18 protein-coding genes, 1 other RNA gene and 1 riboswitch are annotated in these 17,999 nt (G+C 66.7%); of the genes, 9 read left to right on the top strand and 10 right to left on the bottom strand.

What is annotated here, in order from left to right:
- Positions 1-31 precede the first annotated feature (31 nt).
- From cysD to cobA, 3 genes are all read left to right on the top strand, one after another.
- Positions 32-994 (top strand): sulfate adenylyltransferase subunit CysD, encoded by a 963-nt coding sequence (gene cysD / locus MRS60_RS13210; protein WP_034178784.1) that lies wholly within the window; start codon positions 32-34, stop codon positions 992-994.
- Positions 995-1,016: 22 nt separating this feature from the next.
- Positions 1,017-2,333, top strand: a complete 1,317-nt coding sequence (locus MRS60_RS13205; RefSeq protein WP_243564816.1) for a sulfate adenylyltransferase subunit 1 — start codon at positions 1,017-1,019, stop codon at positions 2,331-2,333.
- Positions 2,334-2,408: 75 nt separating this feature from the next.
- A complete protein-coding gene (gene cobA / locus MRS60_RS13200) occupies positions 2,409-3,158 on the top strand; it encodes a uroporphyrinogen-III C-methyltransferase (protein WP_034178782.1) in 750 nt (249 codons plus the stop codon).
- A 77-nt stretch (positions 3,159-3,235) separates the two neighbouring features.
- Here the strand turns inward: cobA and MRS60_RS13195 are convergent, their stop codons facing one another.
- Genes MRS60_RS13195 through lptF form a run of 3 tightly spaced genes read right to left on the bottom strand, consistent with a single transcriptional unit; the run spans position 3,236 to position 5,893 of the window.
- Positions 3,236-3,619, bottom strand: coding sequence for a sirohydrochlorin chelatase (locus MRS60_RS13195; protein WP_034178781.1), 384 nt, complete (start codon positions 3,617-3,619; stop codon positions 3,236-3,238).
- Between the two features lie 27 nt (positions 3,620-3,646).
- Positions 3,647-4,795, bottom strand: coding sequence for an LPS export ABC transporter permease LptG (gene lptG, locus MRS60_RS13190; protein ID WP_034178780.1), 1,149 nt, complete (start codon positions 4,793-4,795; stop codon positions 3,647-3,649).
- 3 nt (positions 4,796-4,798) lie between these two features.
- Positions 4,799-5,893: an LPS export ABC transporter permease LptF gene (gene lptF / locus MRS60_RS13185; RefSeq protein WP_034178779.1), complete on the bottom strand. Its 1,095-nt coding sequence runs from the start codon at positions 5,891-5,893 to the stop codon at positions 4,799-4,801.
- Between the two features lie 122 nt (positions 5,894-6,015).
- Here lptF and MRS60_RS13180 point away from each other — a divergent pair, with 122 nt between their 5' ends.
- The 3 genes from MRS60_RS13180 to MRS60_RS13170 are packed head-to-tail and all read left to right on the top strand — an operon-like array spanning position 6,016 to position 8,744.
- Complete coding sequence (locus tag MRS60_RS13180; RefSeq protein ID WP_034178778.1) at positions 6,016-7,527, top strand: leucyl aminopeptidase; 1,512 nt, start codon at positions 6,016-6,018, stop codon at positions 7,525-7,527.
- A 34-nt stretch (positions 7,528-7,561) separates the two neighbouring features.
- Positions 7,562-7,978 carry a DNA polymerase III subunit chi gene (locus tag MRS60_RS13175; RefSeq protein WP_034178777.1) on the top strand — a complete coding sequence of 139 codons (417 nt, stop codon included), beginning with the start codon at positions 7,562-7,564 and terminating at the stop codon, positions 7,976-7,978.
- 25 nt (positions 7,979-8,003) lie between these two features.
- Positions 8,004-8,744 (top strand): DUF2486 family protein, encoded by a 741-nt coding sequence (locus MRS60_RS13170; protein ID WP_034178776.1) that lies wholly within the window; start codon positions 8,004-8,006, stop codon positions 8,742-8,744.
- 131 nt (positions 8,745-8,875) lie between these two features.
- Here the strand turns inward: MRS60_RS13170 and MRS60_RS13165 are convergent, their stop codons facing one another.
- Both MRS60_RS13165 and ilvD read right to left on the bottom strand, forming a co-directional pair.
- Positions 8,876-9,202 carry a c-type cytochrome gene (locus tag MRS60_RS13165; protein WP_243564815.1) on the bottom strand — a complete coding sequence of 109 codons (327 nt, stop codon included), beginning with the start codon at positions 9,200-9,202 and terminating at the stop codon, positions 8,876-8,878.
- A gap of 127 nt (positions 9,203-9,329) precedes the next feature.
- Entirely contained in the window at positions 9,330-11,003 is a 1,674-nt protein-coding gene (gene ilvD, locus MRS60_RS13160) for a dihydroxy-acid dehydratase (protein ID WP_243564814.1), read from the bottom strand.
- 135 nt (positions 11,004-11,138) lie between these two features.
- Between ilvD and MRS60_RS13155 the strand changes: the two genes are divergently transcribed.
- Together MRS60_RS13155 and lgt are read left to right on the top strand one after the other, a co-directional pair.
- Positions 11,139-12,053, top strand: a complete 915-nt coding sequence (locus MRS60_RS13155) for a LysR substrate-binding domain-containing protein (RefSeq protein WP_243564813.1) — start codon at positions 11,139-11,141, stop codon at positions 12,051-12,053.
- An 89-nt stretch (positions 12,054-12,142) separates the two neighbouring features.
- Positions 12,143-13,033 (top strand): prolipoprotein diacylglyceryl transferase, encoded by an 891-nt coding sequence (gene lgt / locus MRS60_RS13150; protein WP_034178772.1) that lies wholly within the window; start codon positions 12,143-12,145, stop codon positions 13,031-13,033.
- A 107-nt stretch (positions 13,034-13,140) separates the two neighbouring features.
- On the opposite strand, the gene MRS60_RS13145 is transcribed toward lgt, so the two are convergent.
- The 5 genes from MRS60_RS13145 to MRS60_RS13125 all read right to left on the bottom strand — a co-directional run bounded on the left by MRS60_RS13145 (position 13,141) and on the right by MRS60_RS13125 (position 15,571).
- Entirely contained in the window at positions 13,141-13,881 is a 741-nt protein-coding gene (locus MRS60_RS13145) for an SIMPL domain-containing protein (protein ID WP_243564812.1), read from the bottom strand.
- Positions 13,882-14,073: 192 nt separating this feature from the next.
- Entirely contained in the window at positions 14,074-14,535 is a 462-nt protein-coding gene (locus MRS60_RS13140) for an EVE domain-containing protein (RefSeq protein WP_034178770.1), read from the bottom strand.
- A gap of 111 nt (positions 14,536-14,646) precedes the next feature.
- Positions 14,647-14,828, bottom strand: a non-coding RNA gene (gene ssrS, locus MRS60_RS13135) — 6S RNA.
- A gap of 81 nt (positions 14,829-14,909) precedes the next feature.
- Complete coding sequence (locus MRS60_RS13130; RefSeq protein ID WP_011352906.1) at positions 14,910-15,224, bottom strand: cell division protein ZapA; 315 nt, start codon at positions 15,222-15,224, stop codon at positions 14,910-14,912.
- The gene (locus tag MRS60_RS13125) at positions 15,221-15,571 is read right to left on the bottom strand and encodes an ATPase (RefSeq protein WP_006478092.1); all 351 of its coding nucleotides are present in this window, start codon (positions 15,569-15,571) and stop codon (positions 15,221-15,223) included. Before MRS60_RS13125 ends, MRS60_RS13130 begins: the two co-directional genes overlap by 4 nt.
- Before the next feature lie 154 nt (positions 15,572-15,725).
- Positions 15,726-15,979: riboswitch (cobalamin riboswitch) on the top strand.
- A 64-nt stretch (positions 15,980-16,043) separates the two neighbouring features.
- Here MRS60_RS13125 and MRS60_RS13120 point away from each other — a divergent pair.
- Positions 16,044-17,960, top strand: coding sequence for a TonB-dependent receptor domain-containing protein (locus MRS60_RS13120; RefSeq protein ID WP_243564811.1), 1,917 nt, complete (start codon positions 16,044-16,046; stop codon positions 17,958-17,960).
- Positions 17,961-17,999: the final 39 nt, after the last annotated feature.

Genomic DNA, 17,999 nt, shown 5'->3' with positions numbered 1-17,999 from the left:
GACACGAACCCAGAAGAGAAGGACTGAAACCATGAGCACGACGCTCGAGCAATCCGCCTTTGCCCCGGCCACCGGCGGCGACAGCCGCATGGGCCACCTCGACTGGCTCGAAGCCGAGTCGATCCACATCCTGCGCGAACTGGTCGCCGAATGCAGCAAGCCGGCGCTGTTGTTCTCGGGCGGCAAGGATTCGGTCGTCGTGCTGCATCTGGCACTGAAGGCGTTCGGCCTCGGCGCGAACCGCAAGACGACGCTGCCGTTCCCGCTCGTGCACATCGACACGGGCCACAACTACGACGAAGTGATCGATTTCCGCGACCGCCGCGCGCAGGAGCTCGGCGCCGAGCTGGTGGTCGGTCACGTCGAGGATTCGATCAAGCGCGGTACGGTCGTGCTGCGCCGCGAAACCGATTCGCGCAACGCCGCGCAGGCCGTCACGCTGCTCGAGACGATCGAGCAGCACGGCTACACCGCGCTGATCGGCGGCGCGCGCCGCGACGAAGAGAAGGCGCGGGCGAAGGAGCGCATCTTCTCGTTCCGCGACGAATTCGGCCAGTGGGATCCGAAGGCGCAGCGCCCGGAGCTGTGGAGCCTCTTCAACGCACGGCTGCATAAAGGCGAGCACCTGCGCGTGTTCCCGATCTCGAACTGGACCGAGCTCGACGTGTGGCAGTACATCGCGCGCGAGAATCTCGAGCTGCCGTCGATCTATTACGCGCACCAGCGCGAGATCGTGCGCCGCAACGGCCTGCTCGTGCCCGTCACGCCGCTGACGCCGATGCGCGACGGCGAGACGAGCGAAGTCGCCCAGGTGCGCTTCCGCACGGTCGGCGACATCAGCTGCACGTGCCCGGTCGAGAGCGACGCGGACGACGTCGAGAAGATCATCGCCGAGACGGCGGTGACCGAGATCACCGAGCGCGGCGCGACGCGGATGGACGACCAGACCTCCGAAGCCGCGATGGAACAGCGCAAGAAGCAAGGTTATTTCTGAAGCACACGAGGACATTCACATCATGAGCATCATCGAAAATCACGAAGACCTCGGCGTGCTGCGCTTCATCACCGCAGGCAGCGTCGACGACGGCAAGAGCACGCTGATCGGCCGCCTGCTGTACGACAGCAAGGCCGTGCTGTCCGACCAGCTGTCCGCGCTGTCGCGCGCGAAGAACAAGCGCACGGTGGGCGACGAGCTCGACCTTGCGCTGCTGACCGACGGCCTGGAAGCCGAGCGCGAGCAGGGCATCACGATCGACGTCGCGTACCGCTACTTCGCGACCGCGAAGCGCAAGTTCATCATCGCCGATACGCCGGGTCACGAGCAGTACACGCGCAACATGGTGACGGGCGCGTCGACCGCACACGCGGCGATCATCCTGATCGACGCGACGCGCGTGACGGTCGAGAACGGCGTTGCCGAACTGCTGCCGCAAACGAAACGCCACAGCGCGATCGTCAAGCTGCTCGCGCTGCAGCACGTGATCGTCGCGATCAACAAGATGGACCTCGTCGACTACAGCGAGGCGCGCTTCAACGAGATCCGCGACGCGTACGTCGCGCTCGCGAAGCAGCTCGGCCTCGACGATGTGCGCTTCGTGCCGGTGTCGGCGCTGAAGGGCGACAACATCGTCGGCGCGAGCGAGCGCATGCCGTGGTATGCGGGCGAGCCGCTCCTCGACGTGCTCGAGGCGCTGCCGGTGGAGACGCAGGCGCATGACGCACTGCGCTTCCCGGTGCAGTGGGTCGCGCGCCAGGACGGCAGCTCGGCCGACGATTTCCGCGGCTACATGGGCCGTATCGAGTCGGGCGAGGTGAAGGTCGGCGACGAGATCGTCGTGCTGCCGTCGAACCGCACCGCGACGGTCGCCGAGATCGTCGCGCCGGTGCCCGGCGGCACCGCGTCCGTCGCGCAGGCGTTCGCGGGCCAGACGGTGACGATTCGTCTCGAACAGGATGTCGACGTGTCGCGCGGCGACATGTTCGTCACGACCGCCGAGCCGGTCGAGCCGGCCAAGAAGCTCGAGGCCGACCTGTGCTGGTTCGACGAAGCGCCGCTGTCGCAGCAGCGCAAGTACCTGCTGAAGCAGACCACGAGCACGGTGTTCGCGAAGATCGGCGCGGTCAAGCAGGTGCTCGACGTGCATACGCTGTCGCACGCGATCGACCGTCACGAACTGAAGATGAACGACATCGGCCGCGTCGCGCTGACGCTGCAGAAGCCGATCGTCTGCGACACGTACGATGCGCATCCGGGCACGGGCGCGTTCGTGCTGATCGACGAGGCGACGCACCACACGGTCGCCGCAGGCATGATCCGGGCGTTCTCGGCGTAACAACCGGCGAACCGCGCCGCCATGCGGCGGCGCGGACCGGACGCCGCCGTCCGCAGGACAAGCGAAGCGACAAACATGGGCAAGGTATATCTGATCGGAGCGGGGCCGGGCGCAGCGGACCTCATCACGGTGCGCGGCGCGCGGCTGCTGGCGCAGGCCGACGTCGTGCTGCACGATGCGCTGGTCGAGCCCGCGATGCTCGACTACGCGCCGAACGCGCGCAGGATCGCGGTCGGCAAGCGCTGCGGGCAGCGCTCGACCGCGCAGCATTTCATCAACAAGCAGATCGTCGATGCGGCGCGCGAGCATGCGTGCGTCGTGCGGCTGAAGGGCGGCGACCCGATGCTGTTCGGTCGCGCCGAAGAGGAAATGCGCGCGCTCGACGAGGCCGGCATCGACTACGAGGTCGTGCCGGGCATCACCGCAGCGCTGGCCGGCGCGGCGACGCTGAAGCGTTCGCTGACGCTGCGCGGCGTGTCGCGCAGCGTCGCGTTCGCGACGCACAGCCGTGCGCCGGGCAGCGACGAGATCCGCGAAGCCGCGCGCGCCGATTCGATCGTCTACTACATGGGCCGCGACAGTGCCCCCGGCATCGCGCAGGAGTTGATCGATGCCGGCCGTGCGCCGGCGACGCCCGTGGCGATCGTCGAGGCATGCAGTACCGCGCGCGAGCGCTCGCTGACGCTGACGCTCGCGCAGATGGCGGCTGGCGACGCGCAGGCGTGGCTCGATCCCGCGGAACCGAGCCTGCTGATGATCGGCGATGCGTTCGCCGAGCGCGCACGGCACGCGAAAGAGGGCGATTCGTTGCGGACTGCCGCCTGAGCGGAATCCGGCCGCAGTCCGAAACAAAAAAGCGCTGGCGGAAGCCAGCGCTTTTGTATTTGGAGCCGCCGTTGCGCTTACGCGTCGTCGCCGATCCGGTCGATGCAATAGCGTGCGATCGCGTCGAGCACGCCGTCGTCTTCGCCGACAGCCGTCGCGCAGCGGATCTCGACGCCCGGATGCGCGGCGCGGCACGCATCGACGAGCTGCGGCAGGTCGCGGCGGATATGGCCGCCCTGGCCGAAGAACACGGGTACCACGGTGATGCGCGTGCAGCCGGCGGCGACTTGCGCGGCCACGGCCTCACCGAGCGACGGCGTCATCAGCTCGAGGAACGCGAGCGACACGTGCGACGCAGGGGAGCCGGCGCCGCGCAGCCGCGCGGCGAGCCGCTCGAACGGCTCGGCCCAGCGCGGATCGCGGGCGCCGTGGCCGAACAGGACGATGCCGTGCGAGCTCATGTCGAAGTCTCCGTCGTGATGCGGCGCTCAGTGCCGGTCGACCCACTTTAGCGCGAACAGGCCGAGCGCGAGATAGATCAGGCCCGGCGTCGCGGCGGTGAGCGGTGCGGGCCACGTGTTCAGCGTGCCGATGTGCGAGAACAGCGTATTGAGCAGCTGGAAGCTCATGCCGAGCATGATGCCGCCGAACACCTTCACGCCGACCACGCCGGCGCGCGTGTGCAGGTACGCGAACGGCAGCGACAGCACGAGCATCACGAACACCGCGAACGGATACAGCAGCTTGCGCCACAGCGCGATGTCGTAGCGCTGCGTGTCCTGCTGGTTTTCGCGCAAGTGCTGGATGTAGCGGAACAGGTTGATGATCGACATGCGCTCCGGCGACACGAGCAGCACCGACAGGATCTGCGGCGTCAGGTCCGAACGCAGCCGGTATTCGGGCAGCGACACCTGCTGCGACCGGTAGACGGGGTTCAGCGCGTCGGCCGGCTGGCCGCTGATCGGCTTGATCGGCGTGAGCTCGGTTTCGGTGACACCCGTCAGCAGCCAGTGGCCGGGCGGCTCGTAGCGGCCCGTCTGCGCGATCCGCACGTTCTGCAGCTGGAATTTCGAGTCGAACTCGTAGATGCGCACGTTGCTGATCGTCGAATCGGGCGACAGGCTGCCGACGTTGACGAAGCGCGTGACCTGTTCGCCGTTTTCGCGGGCCGCGAGCGTGTCCTTCACCCACACGCCCGACTGGAAATTCGACGAAACCGACGCGCCGAGCGCCTGCAGCCGCACGCGTTCGGACAACTGGTCGGCGTACGGGCCGACGAATTCGCCGATCAGGTAGGTGATGATCACGAGCGGCACGCCGATCTTCAGCAGCGAGCGCAGCGCCTGGTTGGTCGCGAGGCCCGACACGCGGAAGATCGTGAATTCCGAATTCGCGGCCATTTGCGCGAACACGTAGATCGCGCTGATCAGCGCGGCGACCGGGATGATCTCGTAGAAGCGCGACGGCGTCTGCAGCGCGACGCGCATCACCGCGTAGCCGAACTTGTAGTTGCCGTGCCCGACCGAGTTCAGTTCGCTGATCAGGTCGAAGAAGAAGAACAGACCCGAGAACGCGAACAGGATGAAGACGAACGTGACGTAGATCTGTCGCGCGAAGTACTTTTCATAGAGCCGCATCGATCATGCTCCCGAGCGGCCGAACAGCGCGCGTGTAAACAGCGGACGATTGCGCACGCGCAACCAGAAGATGACGGCGACGATCGCCGCGACGAGCGCGTGCAGGCCGACGAGGCCGACGCCGAACGACATCTTGCCCTGCTCGATCTGCGCCTGCACGACGTTTAGCAGGTTCGAGTAGGTGAGGTAGATCAGCACCGCCATCACGAGGTTGATCGTGCGGCTGCGGCGCGGGTTCTGGTACGCGAGCGGGATGCCGAGCACCATCAGGTTGAGCGCGATCAGCGGCAGCCCCGCGCGCCACGCGAACTCCGCGAGATTGTCGCGCGTCGGGTTGCGCAGCAGCTCGGGTGTCGGCGTGCTGTTGGTGGTCTGCACGTTCACGACCGGCTTGCTGGTGATCTTCACGCCGTAGCGCTCGAACTCCATGATCTTGAAGTTCGGCTGGCCCGGCGTGCCGTCATAGCGGCGGCCGTCTTCCAGCACGACGAAACGGTCGCCGTCCTTCGAGGTTTCCGTATGGCCCGTCTGCGACACGACGACGTTGACCTTGCCGTTCTCGGTCGACGTCACGAACACGTTCTGCACCTTGCTCTGGTCGGGCGTCATCTTCTCGATGAAGAACACGCGATGGTTCGACGCCGACTCGCGGAACTGGCCCGGCGCGAGCAGCGAGATCTCGTCGCGCTGCTGGAAGCGTGCCTTGATCATCTTGCTCTGCTGGTTCGACCACGGCCAGCCGACGAACGCGAAGAACGCGATCAGCAGGATGAGCGGCGTGGCAAACACGCCGATCGGCTTGATGAGGCGCGTGAGGCTCACGCCCGACGCGAGCCACACCACCATTTCGGAATCCCGGTACCACCGGGTCAGCACGAACAGGATCGACACGAACAGCGTGACGACGAGCATCACGGCGAGATAGCCGATCACGGTCAGGCCGATCAGCACGAGCACGTCCCGCGGGTCGATTTCACCGGACGCGGCGTAACCGACGATGCGGATCATCATCGTCGTGAGCATGATCGTGAGCAGCACCATGAACACGGCGCCAGCCGTATACGCAAGCTCGCGCTGGAGGGAGCGTTCGAAGATCATTCTTGATGAGAAGAGGGCGGGAGGCTGCGCACGCGTGGTGGAGCGCTCGCGCCGCCACGGGAAAAATAGCGGATAATTGCGGCTTTCATCCTTAGCCCAGATTTTATCCGAGGACAAGCGCGATGGACTTTAGCATAAAAGGCTGTGATTGGAGCAAAGGCGAGGCCAAGGGGTTCCTGACCGGGAAGTCCGACTGCATCGTGCTCGGCATCTTCGAGGCGCAGACGCTTTCCGGCGCGGCGCTCGACATCGACACGGCCACCAAGGGACTGATTTCGCGCGTGGTGAAGGCCGGCGACATGGACGGCAAGCGCGGCAAGACGCTGTTCCTGCACGAAGTGTCGGGCATCGGCGCGTCGCGCGTGCTGCTCGTCGGTCTCGGCAAGCAGGATGCTTTCAATCAGAAAGCCTATAACGATGCAGCCACGGCCGCCTGGCGCGCGCTGCTGGCGACCAAGGTCGTCCAGGTCACGTTCACGCTCGCGCAACTGCCGGTCGACGAGCGCAGCTCCGACTGGGGCGTGCGCGCGGCGATTCTCGCGCTGCGCAACGAGACCTACCGCTTCACGCAGATGAAGAGCAAGCCGGAACCGGCGTCGCACACGCTCAAGCGCGTCGTGTTCAGCGTCGATCCGTCGGATGAAAAGGCCGCGAAGGTCGCGGTCAAGCAGGCCGTTGCGCTCGCGAACGGGATGGATCTCACTCGCGACCTCGGCAACCTGCCCGGCAACGTCTGCACGCCGACCTATCTCGGCAACACCGCGAAGAAGCTCGCGAAGGATTGGGGCCTGAAGGCCGAAGTGCTCGGGCTCAAGCAGATCCAGGCGCTGAAGATGGGCTCGTTCCTGTCGGTCGCGCGCGCGTCGGTCGAGCCGCCGCAGTTCATCGTGCTGCACTACCAGGGCGCCGCCGCGAAGGCCGCGCCGGTCGTGCTGGTCGGCAAGGGCATCACGTTCGACACGGGCGGCATCTCGCTGAAGCCGGGCGAGGGCATGGACGAGATGAAGTACGACATGTGCGGTGCCGGTTCCGTGCTCGGCACGATGCGCGCGGTTGCCGAGATGGGCCTGAAGATCAACGTCGTCGCGATCGTGCCGACCTGCGAGAACATGCCGGGCGGCAACGCGACGAAGCCGGGCGACATCGTCACGAGCATGAAGGGCCTGACGATCGAGGTGCTGAACACCGACGCCGAAGGCCGCCTGATCCTGTGCGACGCGCTCACGTATGCGGAGCGCTTCAAGCCGGCCGCGGTGATCGACGTCGCGACGCTGACGGGCGCGTGCATCATTGCGCTCGGCCATCACAACAGCGGCCTGTTCTCGAAGGACGACGCGCTCGCGGGCGAACTGCTCGACGCGTCTCGCGAAGCGGGCGACCCGGCATGGCGCCTGCCGCTCGACGACGAGTACCAGGATCAGCTGAAGTCGAACTTCGCGGATCTCGCGAACATCGGCGGACGTCCGGCCGGCAGCGTGACGGCCGCGTGCTTCCTGTCGCGCTTCACCGAGAACTACCCGTGGGCCCACCTCGACATCGCGGGCACCGCGTGGAAGAGTGGCGCCGCGAAGGGTGCGACGGGCCGCCCGGTGCCGCTGCTCGCGCAGTTCCTGATCGACCGCGCCGGCCAGTGATGGCGGTGCTGACGACGATGCGGGTACGCGGGCAATGACGCGGATCGATTTCCACTCGAACGTCGGCGATTCGCTCGCGTATGCGTGCCGGCTGCTGCGCAAGGCCTACCAGGCCGGGCAGCCGGTTGTCGTGCTCGCCGAGCCCGCGCGCCTGCGCGCGCTCGACGAGCGGCTCTGGACGTTCTCGCCGCTCGATTTCATTCCGCATTGCGGCGTCGACAGCGAGCACGCGGCCGGCACGCCGATCGTGCTGGCCGCCGATCTCGACAAGGCGCCGCATCATCACGTGCTGCTGAACCTCGGCGCGACCGTGCCCGCGCAGTTCGCCCGCTTCGAGCGCCTGCTCGAAGTGGTCGGCAACGCGCCGGACGAACTGGCCGCGGGCCGCGACCGCTATCGCTTCTACCGCGATCGCGGCTACGCGCTGAACAACTACAAGCAGGGCAGCTAGCCGCAACCGTCGACGGAGTGTTGCCGTGACACAAGCCGATTCATCCTCGATCCCGACGCTGACCGACGTGCTGGTGCCGGGCAAGCCGGTGCCGGCGCGCTCGCCCGCGCCCGACGCGCTGCAGCCGCACGCCGGCGCGGCGATTCCGGTGCTGACCGACGTGATCGCGCCGGCCGATTCCACGAAAGCCGAGGGCGACCCCGAATTCGTCGTGATCGAACCCGTGCCGACGCTGCACGTGCCGGCGGTCGAACTGCCGGGCGACGTCGCGACGGCTGCCGCGGCGGCGATGGGCGAGACCGATGCGCCGGCCGAACCGGGCGCCGCGGAGCACGTGGTCGCCGAGCACGCAGTGGCCATGAATGCGCCGCTCCAGTCGTCACTGGCCGACGACGATGCGTCGCAGCATGCGTTCGCCGCGGTGGCGCGTGATGCGGTCGGGCACGAATCAGAAGCGGTCATGCCGGAGGCGCTCGTACCGGCCGCGGCGCCGCAGCCGGATGTGCAGGCAGCCGTCGGGCTGACGCCTGAAGATGCGCAACATGTCGCCGAGCGCCTGCGCAATCGGCTGACGAGCTATCTGACCGGAGCAGGGCGCGAGGCCATCGAGGCTCGCTGTCGCGACGCGCTGCACGAGCATTCGGCCTGGCTGGTCGGCCAGGTCACGCGCGAGGTGGCGCTGACGCTGGAAACCGAGGTCATGGACTGGGTCCGCGACGCGGTCGACGAAGAGATCGCGCGCCGCCGCGCCGGTCATACGGGCTGAACGCCCGGCCGTTCCGGCTACGGAAAAGAGGGTGCGGTTCCAGTAAGTGCCGGCGAAGCTGCCGGCGACGGGCAAACCCGCCTGTCGGCGGCACCCGGCACAACGGTTGTGCCCCGTCCGGGGCATCCGGTTCAATGCAGCGACAGCACCCATTGCGCGAGTGCGTGGGCTTCGCCGCTCGTCAGTTGCGTATTGGCGGGCATCGGCACGCTGCTCCATACGCCGACGCTGCCTTTCACGATCGATTGGGCAAGGTAATCGACGGCGTCGCCGCGCGCCGCATACTTGCCGGCGATGTCGTGGAACGACGGGCCCATCAGCGGTTTGCTGACCGCGTGGCAGGCCATGCAGTTCTTGCGCTGCGCGAGCGCGAACCCGTCGGCCTGTTCGGCGCGCGCCACCGCTGCGCTGCCGGTCAGCAGCGTCACGAGCAGCGCGCGCAATATCGTCTGTTTCATGCGGTTCTCCACCGGCGGGGACGGCCGGCTTCATGGTCCGCGCATTATAAAAGCAAAGGGAACGCACGTTTTGCGCGTTCCCCCGGCGGCCGTTTCCATTGGGGTCGCATGGTGTGGCGATTTCGCGTCAACCCGTGACGGCGCCCTGGTTCGCCGGCCGGGCGAGGGCCGCGAATTTCGCGAGCACGCCGCGCGTGTAGCGCGGCGCCGGCTGCTTCCACGTGGCGCGACGGCGCGCGAGTTCGGTTTCGTCGACGTTCAGCTCCAGCAGCAGCCGGTGCGCGTCGATCGTGATCGAGTCGCCTTCCTGCACGAGCGCGATCGTGCCGCCGACGAACGCCTCGGGCGCGACGTGGCCGACCACCATGCCCCACGTGCCGCCCGAGAAGCGGCCGTCCGTGATGAAGCCGACCGATTCGCCGAGCCCCTTGCCGATGATCGCGGACGTCGGCGCGAGCATTTCCGGCATGCCTGGGCCGCCCTGCGGGCCAAGGTAGCGCAGCACGAGTATGTCGCCGGCGCGGATCCGGTCGCCGAGGATCGCATCCATCGCGCTCTGCTCGTCGTCGAACACGCGTGCCGGGCCCGTGATCACCGGGTTCTTCAGGCCGGTGATTTTCGCGACCGCGCCGTCTTCCGCGAGATTGCCCTTCAGGATCGCCAGGTGGCCTTCCTTGTACAGCGCGCGGTCGATCGGGAAGATCACGTCCTGGTCCGCGCGCGGCACGCTCGGCACGTCCTTCAGTTCGTCGGCGATCGTGCGGCCGGTGATCGTCATGCAGTCGCCGTGCAGCAGCCCTGCATCGAGCAGGATCTTCAGCACCTGCGGAATCCCGCCGGCTCGGTGCAGGTCGGTCGCGACGTACCGGCCCGACGGCTTCAGGTCGCAGATCACGGGCACGCGCTTGCGGATGCGCTCGAAGTCGTCGATCGTCCAGTCGACCTCGGCCGCATGCGCGATCGCGAGATAGTGCAGCACCGCATTGGTCGAGCCGCCGGTCGCCATGATTACCGACACCGCGTTCTCGATCGACGCCTTCGTGATGATGTCGCGCGGCTTCAGGTCGCGCTTCACGGCTTCGACGAGCACGCGCGCCGATTCGGCCGCCGAATCGACTTTCTCCTGGTCGGGGTTCGCCATCGTCGACGAGTACAGCAGCGACATCCCGAGCGCCTCGAACGACGAACTCATCGTGTTCGCGGTGTACATGCCGCCGCACGAACCCGACGTCGGGCACGCGTTCTGCTCGACGCCTTCGAAATCCTCCTGCGACATCCGGCCCGCGGTGAATTCGCCGACGGCCTCGAACGACGACACGATCGTCAGGTCGCGGCCCTTCCAGTGGCCGGGGCGGATCGTGCCGCCGTACACGTAGATGCCGGGCACGTTCAGGCGCGCGAGCGCGATCATGCCACCCGGCATGTTCTTGTCGCAGCCGCCGACGACGACCACGCCGTCCATCCATTGCCCCTGCACGCAGGTCTCGATGCAGTCGGCGATCACCTCGCGCGACACGAGCGAGTACTTCATGCCCTCGGTGCCCATCGACATGCCGTCCGAAATCGTCGGTGTGCCGAAGATCTGCGGGTTCGCGCCGGACGCCTTCACGGCCGCGACGGCCGCGTCCGACAGGCGCTGCAGGCCGGAATTGCACGGCGTGATCGTCGAATGGCCGTTCGCGATGCCGACCATCGGCTTGTCGAAGTCGTCCTTCTGGTAGCCGAGTGCGTAATACATCGAGCGATTCGGCGAACGCGCCACGCCTTGCGTGATGTGCTTCGAGCGACGGTTGTATGGCATGGGGGACTCCATCGTTGTCTGGGCGACGCCCGTGAGCGGCGCGCCGGTTCGGATGAAACAAGAATGGAGTGTCCGGATTGGGATGTCCAATATATTATTTGTCGCCTATTAAGTCGTTTTGCGAATGAGTGACGTATGGCCGATCCGACACCCGACCTGCGCCAGTGGCGCTATTTCGTGGCCGTTGCCGACGAGCGCCATTTCGGCCGCGCGGCCGAACGCCTGTCGATGACGCAACCGCCGCTGTCGCAGGCGATCCGGGCGCTCGAGGATGCGCTCGGCGTCGCGCTGTTCGTGCGCACCAAGCGGTCGGTGGCGTTGACCGCGGTCGGCGCGGCGCTGTTGCCCGACGTGCGCCGGCTGCTTGCGTCGGCCGATGCGCTGCCGCCGCTCGCGCGGCGGCTCGCGCGCGGCGAGGCCGGCTCGCTGTCGCTCGCGTTCGTGTCGACCGCCGATTACGGGCTGCTGCCGTCGCTGCTGCGCGCGTTCGGCGCGCGCTATCCGCAGGTGCGCCTGCAGCTCGCGGAGGCGACGAGCGACGTGCAGATCGACGAACTCGTCGCCGGCCGCATCGACGCGGGGCTCGTCATTCCGCCCGTGCCGCCGCGTCACGCGGCCGGGCTGTCCTACCTGCCCGTCGTGCGCGAGCCGCTGGTGGTCGCGATGCCGACCGCAACGTCCGACGCGCCAGAGGACGAACCCGTGCATCTCGCCGAGGTCGCCGCATTGCCGCTCGTGATCTTTCCGCGTCGTTTGGCGCCCGGCTTTTATGACATCATTACGGGCTGCTACGGCGCGGCGGGGGAAACTCCGCGCATCGGCCAGGAGGCGATCCAGATGCAGACGATCGTCAGCCTCGTGTCGGCCGGCATGGGCGTCGCACTGGTGCCGCAATCGATGCGTAACCTGCGGCGCACCGGCGTGGTCTACCGGCCGCTCGCCGGTCACGCACCGGTCGTCGAGACAGGCCTCGTGTGGCGCACGGGCGACGTGAGTCCCGTGCTCGCCGGCTTCATCGACGTCGTACGTGCGCAGGGCCTCGCGGCATGACGTGAACGATGGAGCGCCGGTGCCGTCCAATGCGCGGTGCTGCGCGTTCGCGATGGCCGTACCGCATTCGAAAACTTCTTCGCTAACCCATGATCATTCACCCGAATTTCGACCCCGTTGCGATCCATCTCGGGCCGCTGGCCGTGCGCTGGTACGGCCTCATGTATCTCGTCGGCTTCATCGCGGCGATCGTCGTCGGCCGGGTCCGCCTGAAGCTGCCGCACGTCGCGGCGCAAGGCTGGACCGCGAAGGACATCGACGACATGATGTTCTACGGCGTGCTTGGCACCGTGCTCGGCGGCCGGCTCGGCTACGTGCTGTTCTACAAGGCCGATTTCTACTTTTCGCATCCGCTCGACGTGTTCAAGGTGTGGGAGGGCGGCATGTCGTTTCACGGCGGCTTCCTCGGCGTGACGCTCGCGATGGTGCTGTTCGCGTGGCAGCGCAAGCGCCACTGGCTGCAGGTCACCGATTTCGTCGCGCCGATGGTGCCGACGGGGCTCGCGGCCGGGCGGCTCGGCAACTTCATCAACGGCGAGCTGTGGGGCCGCGTGACCGACCCGACGGCGCCGTGGGCGATGCTGTTCCCGGGCGCGATGCGCGACGATGCGGCCTGGCTGCCGACACATCCGGCGCTCGTCGAGAAGTGGCATCTCGCCGACGTGTTCATGCAGTACCAGATGCTGCCGCGCCATCCTTCGCAGCTCTATGAAATCGCGCTCGAAGGCATCGCGCTGTTTTTCGCGCTGTTCTTCTTCTCGCGCAAGTCGCGGCCGATGGGCGCCGTGTCCGCGCTGTTCCTGATCGGCTACGGTCTCGCGCGCTTCACGGTCGAGTTCGCGCGCGAGCCCGACGACTTCCTCGGCCTGCTTGCGCTCGGCCTGTCGATGGGGCAGTGGCTGTCGCTGCCGATGATCCTCGCGGGCATCGCGCTGATGGTCTGGGCGTATCGTCGCCGCGCGGCGAATGCGGCTGCGTGATGCGATATCGATGCGCGCGCAACTGGCGCGTGCATCGGCAACTCGCATGAAAAAAACGCCGGCCCGAGGGCCGGCGTTTTTCGTTTCTGACAGCTGCGCGTTGCGCGTTACTTCATCTGCACCGAGCCGTTGACGGTGACCGACACGGTGGCCTTGCCGCCTTCGACCGCGATCGGCGCGCTCATCTTCGCGCTGTCCATCGGCGCCGCGGCCATCGCCATCATGCGCGGGTACGGCTGCACGTTGCGGCCGCTGCCGACGTTGACGTCGCGGATCGTATAGCTGCCGTAGCCGAACGCCTTCGCGGCTTCGTCCGCGCGGGCGCGGAACGACTTGATCGCTTCGGTCGTGAGCTTCTGCTCGGCCGTGCGCTGCGCTTCAGGCGACAGCGAGAACTCGACGTTCGCGACCTGCATCAGGTTCGACAGCTGGCCTGCAAGCTTCGACGCCGCGGCGAAATCGCGCGATTCGAGCGCGACCTCGGTGCGGCCGCGCCATGCGGAGATCTTCCCGTCGCGATCGGTGCTCGGATACACGGAGAACGCGCCCGTGTGCGCGGTGACGCCCGATACGCCCTTCGCCTGCGACAGCGCGGCATCGGCACGCTGGTTCAGCGCGGACGTGAGGCTGCCCGGATCCTTGGCCTGCTGTTCGTAGAACAGCGTGATGTGGATGATGTCCTGCGGCACGTCGGCGCTGGCCTGCGACGAAAGCGACAGCACGCCCGCCGGTTCCGGGAAGTGCGGGTTCGCGGCCTGCGCGTGCACGGCGGGCGACGCGAGCGTCAGCGCGACGGGAACGGCGGCGGCGAGGGCGAGCGACAGCGCGAGTGCGGATTTCTTGGTCATTGTTGGACTCCTTGTGCGAGGGCGCGCACGCGGATCACGCGTGCACGACGCGGGCGTACCGCGCAACGAAAAAACAGCCGGCCCGATTGACCGACAGCGGTTGCTTAGGCTGCGCGAAAGACCCGCGAGTTCCGTGGCGGCAGCGCGTGCTGACCAGATTTGACGTTTGGCGCGCGCTCCTGCTGCGCGCGCCTACTTCATCAGCTTTTCGGTGATGAACCGCCATTCGGCGCGCGTGACCGGCGTGATCGACAGCCGGTTGCCGCGTGCGAGCACGCGCATGTCGGCGAGTTCGTCGTGTTCGCGCAGCGCGGCGAGCGGCACGAGCGGCGACTTTTTCACATAGCGCACGTCGACGAGCAGCCAGCGCGGCGCTTCCTGCGTCGACTTCGGGTCGTAATAGGGGCTTTTCGGATCGAACTGCGTGGGATCGGGGTAGGGCGTCGACGATACTTCGGCGAGGCCCGCGATGCCCGGCTCGGGGCAGCTCGAGTGATAGAACAGCACACCGTCGCCGATCTTCATCGTGTCGCGCATGAAATTGCGCGCCTGGTAGTTACGCACGCCGGTCCACGGCAGCGAGCGCTGCGGTGCGTTGGCGAGATCGTCGATGCTTGCTTCGTCCGGTTCGGACTTCATCAGCCAGTATTGCATGGATCGTAATCGACGCAGCTGAAGGCATGATGGTCTGTTTGCATGCGCGTTCCGCGTGCAAACAGACCCTGAAAAAGAAAACGGCACCGGGACTCGCCCGATGCCGTTGGATAGGCCCCCGCCTTGGCCGCTAGGCCGGCATCCTGAACCTGAGGTTCAGAATTGGTCGCAGTTAGCAGCACTTCGGGTACATCAGACAGAGTGACGCGCGCGCCCGTGCTACAAATTTCCGCAACCGTGCACATGGCATTGGTTCAAGGAATATATGACCTTGGCGAACCAGGCAGGGAAGCTGACTGAACTGTGTTTCGATGCGCCAATTTGACCACCGTTGATCGCCGAGATCAAGGGGAATCGACGCATCGATTGAAACGTTACTGCGTCTCGTGCTGTGCGAGCACCGCGCCGAGCTGTTCGTTCATCTGGTGCATTGTACGACGGATTTCTTCCGCCGGAAATGCTTCACCGTGCCGCACGCTCGTTTGCAGCCGCAGCAATTCCGATGCGAGCGACAGTGCCGCCATCACCGCGATCCGATCGGTGCCGCGTACCGAGCTGTTCGAGCGGATTTTCGACATTTCGGCGTCGACACGCGCGACCGCCTCGAGCAGCGCCGCTTCGGTCTCGGCCGAACAGGCGAGACGATAGGCCTGACCGAGAATCGAGACTTCGATCTGCTTGGTGCTCATGCATGTTCTCCGTGGCTGGCCGCGTCATCGCCATCCGTACGCGCCTGCGCATCCAGCAGGTCGAGCTGGTTGTCGGCTTGCTCCGCGCTTTTCGAGCGCGGCAGCTTTTCGAGAATCGCGTTCAGTTTCACCTGTGCGTCGTCGATCTTTGCCGACAGCGTGTCGCGCTCGGCCGCGAGCGCATTGCGTTCATCGCGCAGCTGCGCGAGTTCCGCGCGGACCGTGTCCGCTTCCGCGCGCAATTGCGCGACCTGCTCCTCGAGCGCGAGCCGTTCCGAGTGATAGCGCTTGTTCAGCGAAATCAGACGGCCAATATTTTGAGATAGGGTTTCGAGTTCGTTGAGCATTTGCTGCGTCCTCTAAAGACCCAGCATTTTAGCGCGGAATAACGCGCAATCCGACATCTGTAACGTTTCCAGTCGTAACACCCCCGCTTCTTGCCGCGAATAGGCGCGTCCCGCGCGTGTCTGAACGCTTCCTTGACGCTCGCGCGAGCGGCTCCTAAACTGGCGCCGCCTCGGTGCTCGCGCGTGGAACGCGCGGTTAAACGGGAAGCAGGGAGCGGGCTCCGCCAGGAGGCCGCCAACCTGCGCTGCCCCCGCAACGGTAAGCGGCCGCGTCCGGTGACGCAGGCCGGCTCGGGCGCGTTCCGCGTGCAGGTTTCGCACGCGGGCGCGGGCCACTGCGCGTCATCGCGCGGGAAGGCGAGCCGGTACGCCGCCAGCCCGGATACCGGCCGAGGCGGGGAGCCCGTACGGGCTTCGTGACGCGCGGCCTGCGGGGAGGCGGGGTGCGCAGTGCTTCACGGGATTTATCTTCATGCTGACCCCAATCGTCCGCACGGCGCTCGGCGCGCTCTGCGGATTGCCGCTTGCCGCCGCCGCGCAGACCGCGGCGAATGCCGATGCCGCGGCACCCGCCGTACCCGCGGCAACGTCCGCCGTGCCCGCGGCCCGGCCTGCCGCTGCGACCATGCTCGAACCGGTCGTCGTCACCGCGCAGCGCGCGCCGCAGGCGCTGGCCGACACGATTCCGCAAACCACCGTATTCGACGCGCAGGATATCGCCGCGCATCCGGGCGCCGACCTGCCGACGCTGCTCGCGCTCGCGCCCGGCGCGCAGATCGTGCGCAACGGCGGCCCGGGCGCGAGCACGACGATGTTCCTGCGCGGCGCGGAGTCGACGCAGTCGCTCGTGCTGATCGACGGCGTGCGGGTCGATTCCGCGAGTCTCGGTGCCGCGCAACTGAGCCAGTTGCCGCTCGACCAGATCGAGCGCGTCGAGATCGTGAACGGCAATGTGTCGTCGCTGTATGGCTCGGGCGCGATCGGCGGCGTCGTGCAGGTGTTCACGAAGGACGGCGGCAATCATCCGCCGCGCTTCAACTTCGCGGTCGGCGTCGGCAGCTACGGCACGCAGACGCAGCAGGCGGGCGTATCGGGCCGGCTCGACGGCGACGGGAAGACGACGTTCAGCGTGTCGATCGCACGCGACAAGGACAATGGTTTTTCCGCGCTCGACCCGGCGAAGAAGCCGAACGCGAACCCGAATGCGAACGGCTACCTGAACGAGAGCATCACCGCGGCGCTGCGCCACCGCTTCAACGATCGATGGGATGCGGGCGTCAGCTACTTCCAGTCGAACGGCAACAACAGCTACGACAACGCGTGGGGCGTGCCGACCGACCTGAACAACCTCTATTCGCGCGTGCAGCAGGTGCGTGCGTTCGCGAACGGCAAGCTGACCGACTGGTGGACCGCTCGCGTGAGCGTGTCGACCGGCAACGATCGCAGCCAGTCGGCGCTGAACGGCGTCTATACCGATCACTTCAATACCGACAACCGCCAGTACACGTGGCAGAACGATTTCCGCATCGCGCCGGATCACCTGATCCAGGCCGGCTACGAGCGGCTCGACCAGCAGTTCATGTCGAATGCGTATGCCGCGCCGCAGCGTCACGTGAATTCCGGCTGGATCGGTTATTCGGGGCGCTTCGGCCGCCAGCAGTTCCAGGCGAACCTGCGCCGCGACCAGTACTCGGACTTCGGCGGCGCCAACTCCTACTATCTCGGCTACGGCCTCGAACTGACCGATCGCTGGAAGGTGACCGCGAGCTATTCGGACGCGTTCCGCGCGCCGAGCTTCAACGACCTCTATTACCCGATGGCCGGCAATCCGTCGATCCAGCCGGAGCGTAGCCATTCGATCGAAGCCGCGCTGCAGTATGCGTCCGATGCGGTGGGCGTGATGCGGCTCACCGCATTCCAGACGCGCTACGCGAACCTGATCAACTATCGGCCCGACGGGAGCGGTTTCTACTATATTGCGCAGAACGTCGGCCGCGCGAAGGTGCAGGGGCTCGAAGGGTCGTGGCAGGGGCATGTCGGCGCGACCGACGTACGGGTTGCCGCCACGTTGCAGAACCCGGTCGACGAAACGCAGAATCAGGATCTCGACCGCCGCGCGCGGCGTTTCGCGTCGATGGCCGTGAACCGCGCATTCGGCGCGTGGCGCGTCGGCGGCGAATGGCTCGTGAGCGGCGCGCGCAACGATTCGGGCGGCGGGCGGCTCGGCGGCTACGGGATCGTCAACCTTTCCGCGCGCTACAACATCACGAAGTCGTGGTACGTCAGCGCGCGCATCGACAACCTGCTCGACAAGGACTACGAGCTTGCATATGCCTACAACACGCCGAAGCGCGGCGCCTATGTCTCGCTCGGCTGGCAGCAGCAGTAAGCGGATGCGCTGCGCGTCGTGCGCAGGGCCGTGCGCGGC

The sequence above is a fragment of the Burkholderia pyrrocinia genome (assembly GCF_022809715.1).
GTDB lineage: Bacteria > Pseudomonadota > Gammaproteobacteria > Burkholderiales > Burkholderiaceae > Burkholderia > Burkholderia pyrrocinia_C.
This window is presented reverse-complemented; position numbering and strand designations above follow the sequence as displayed.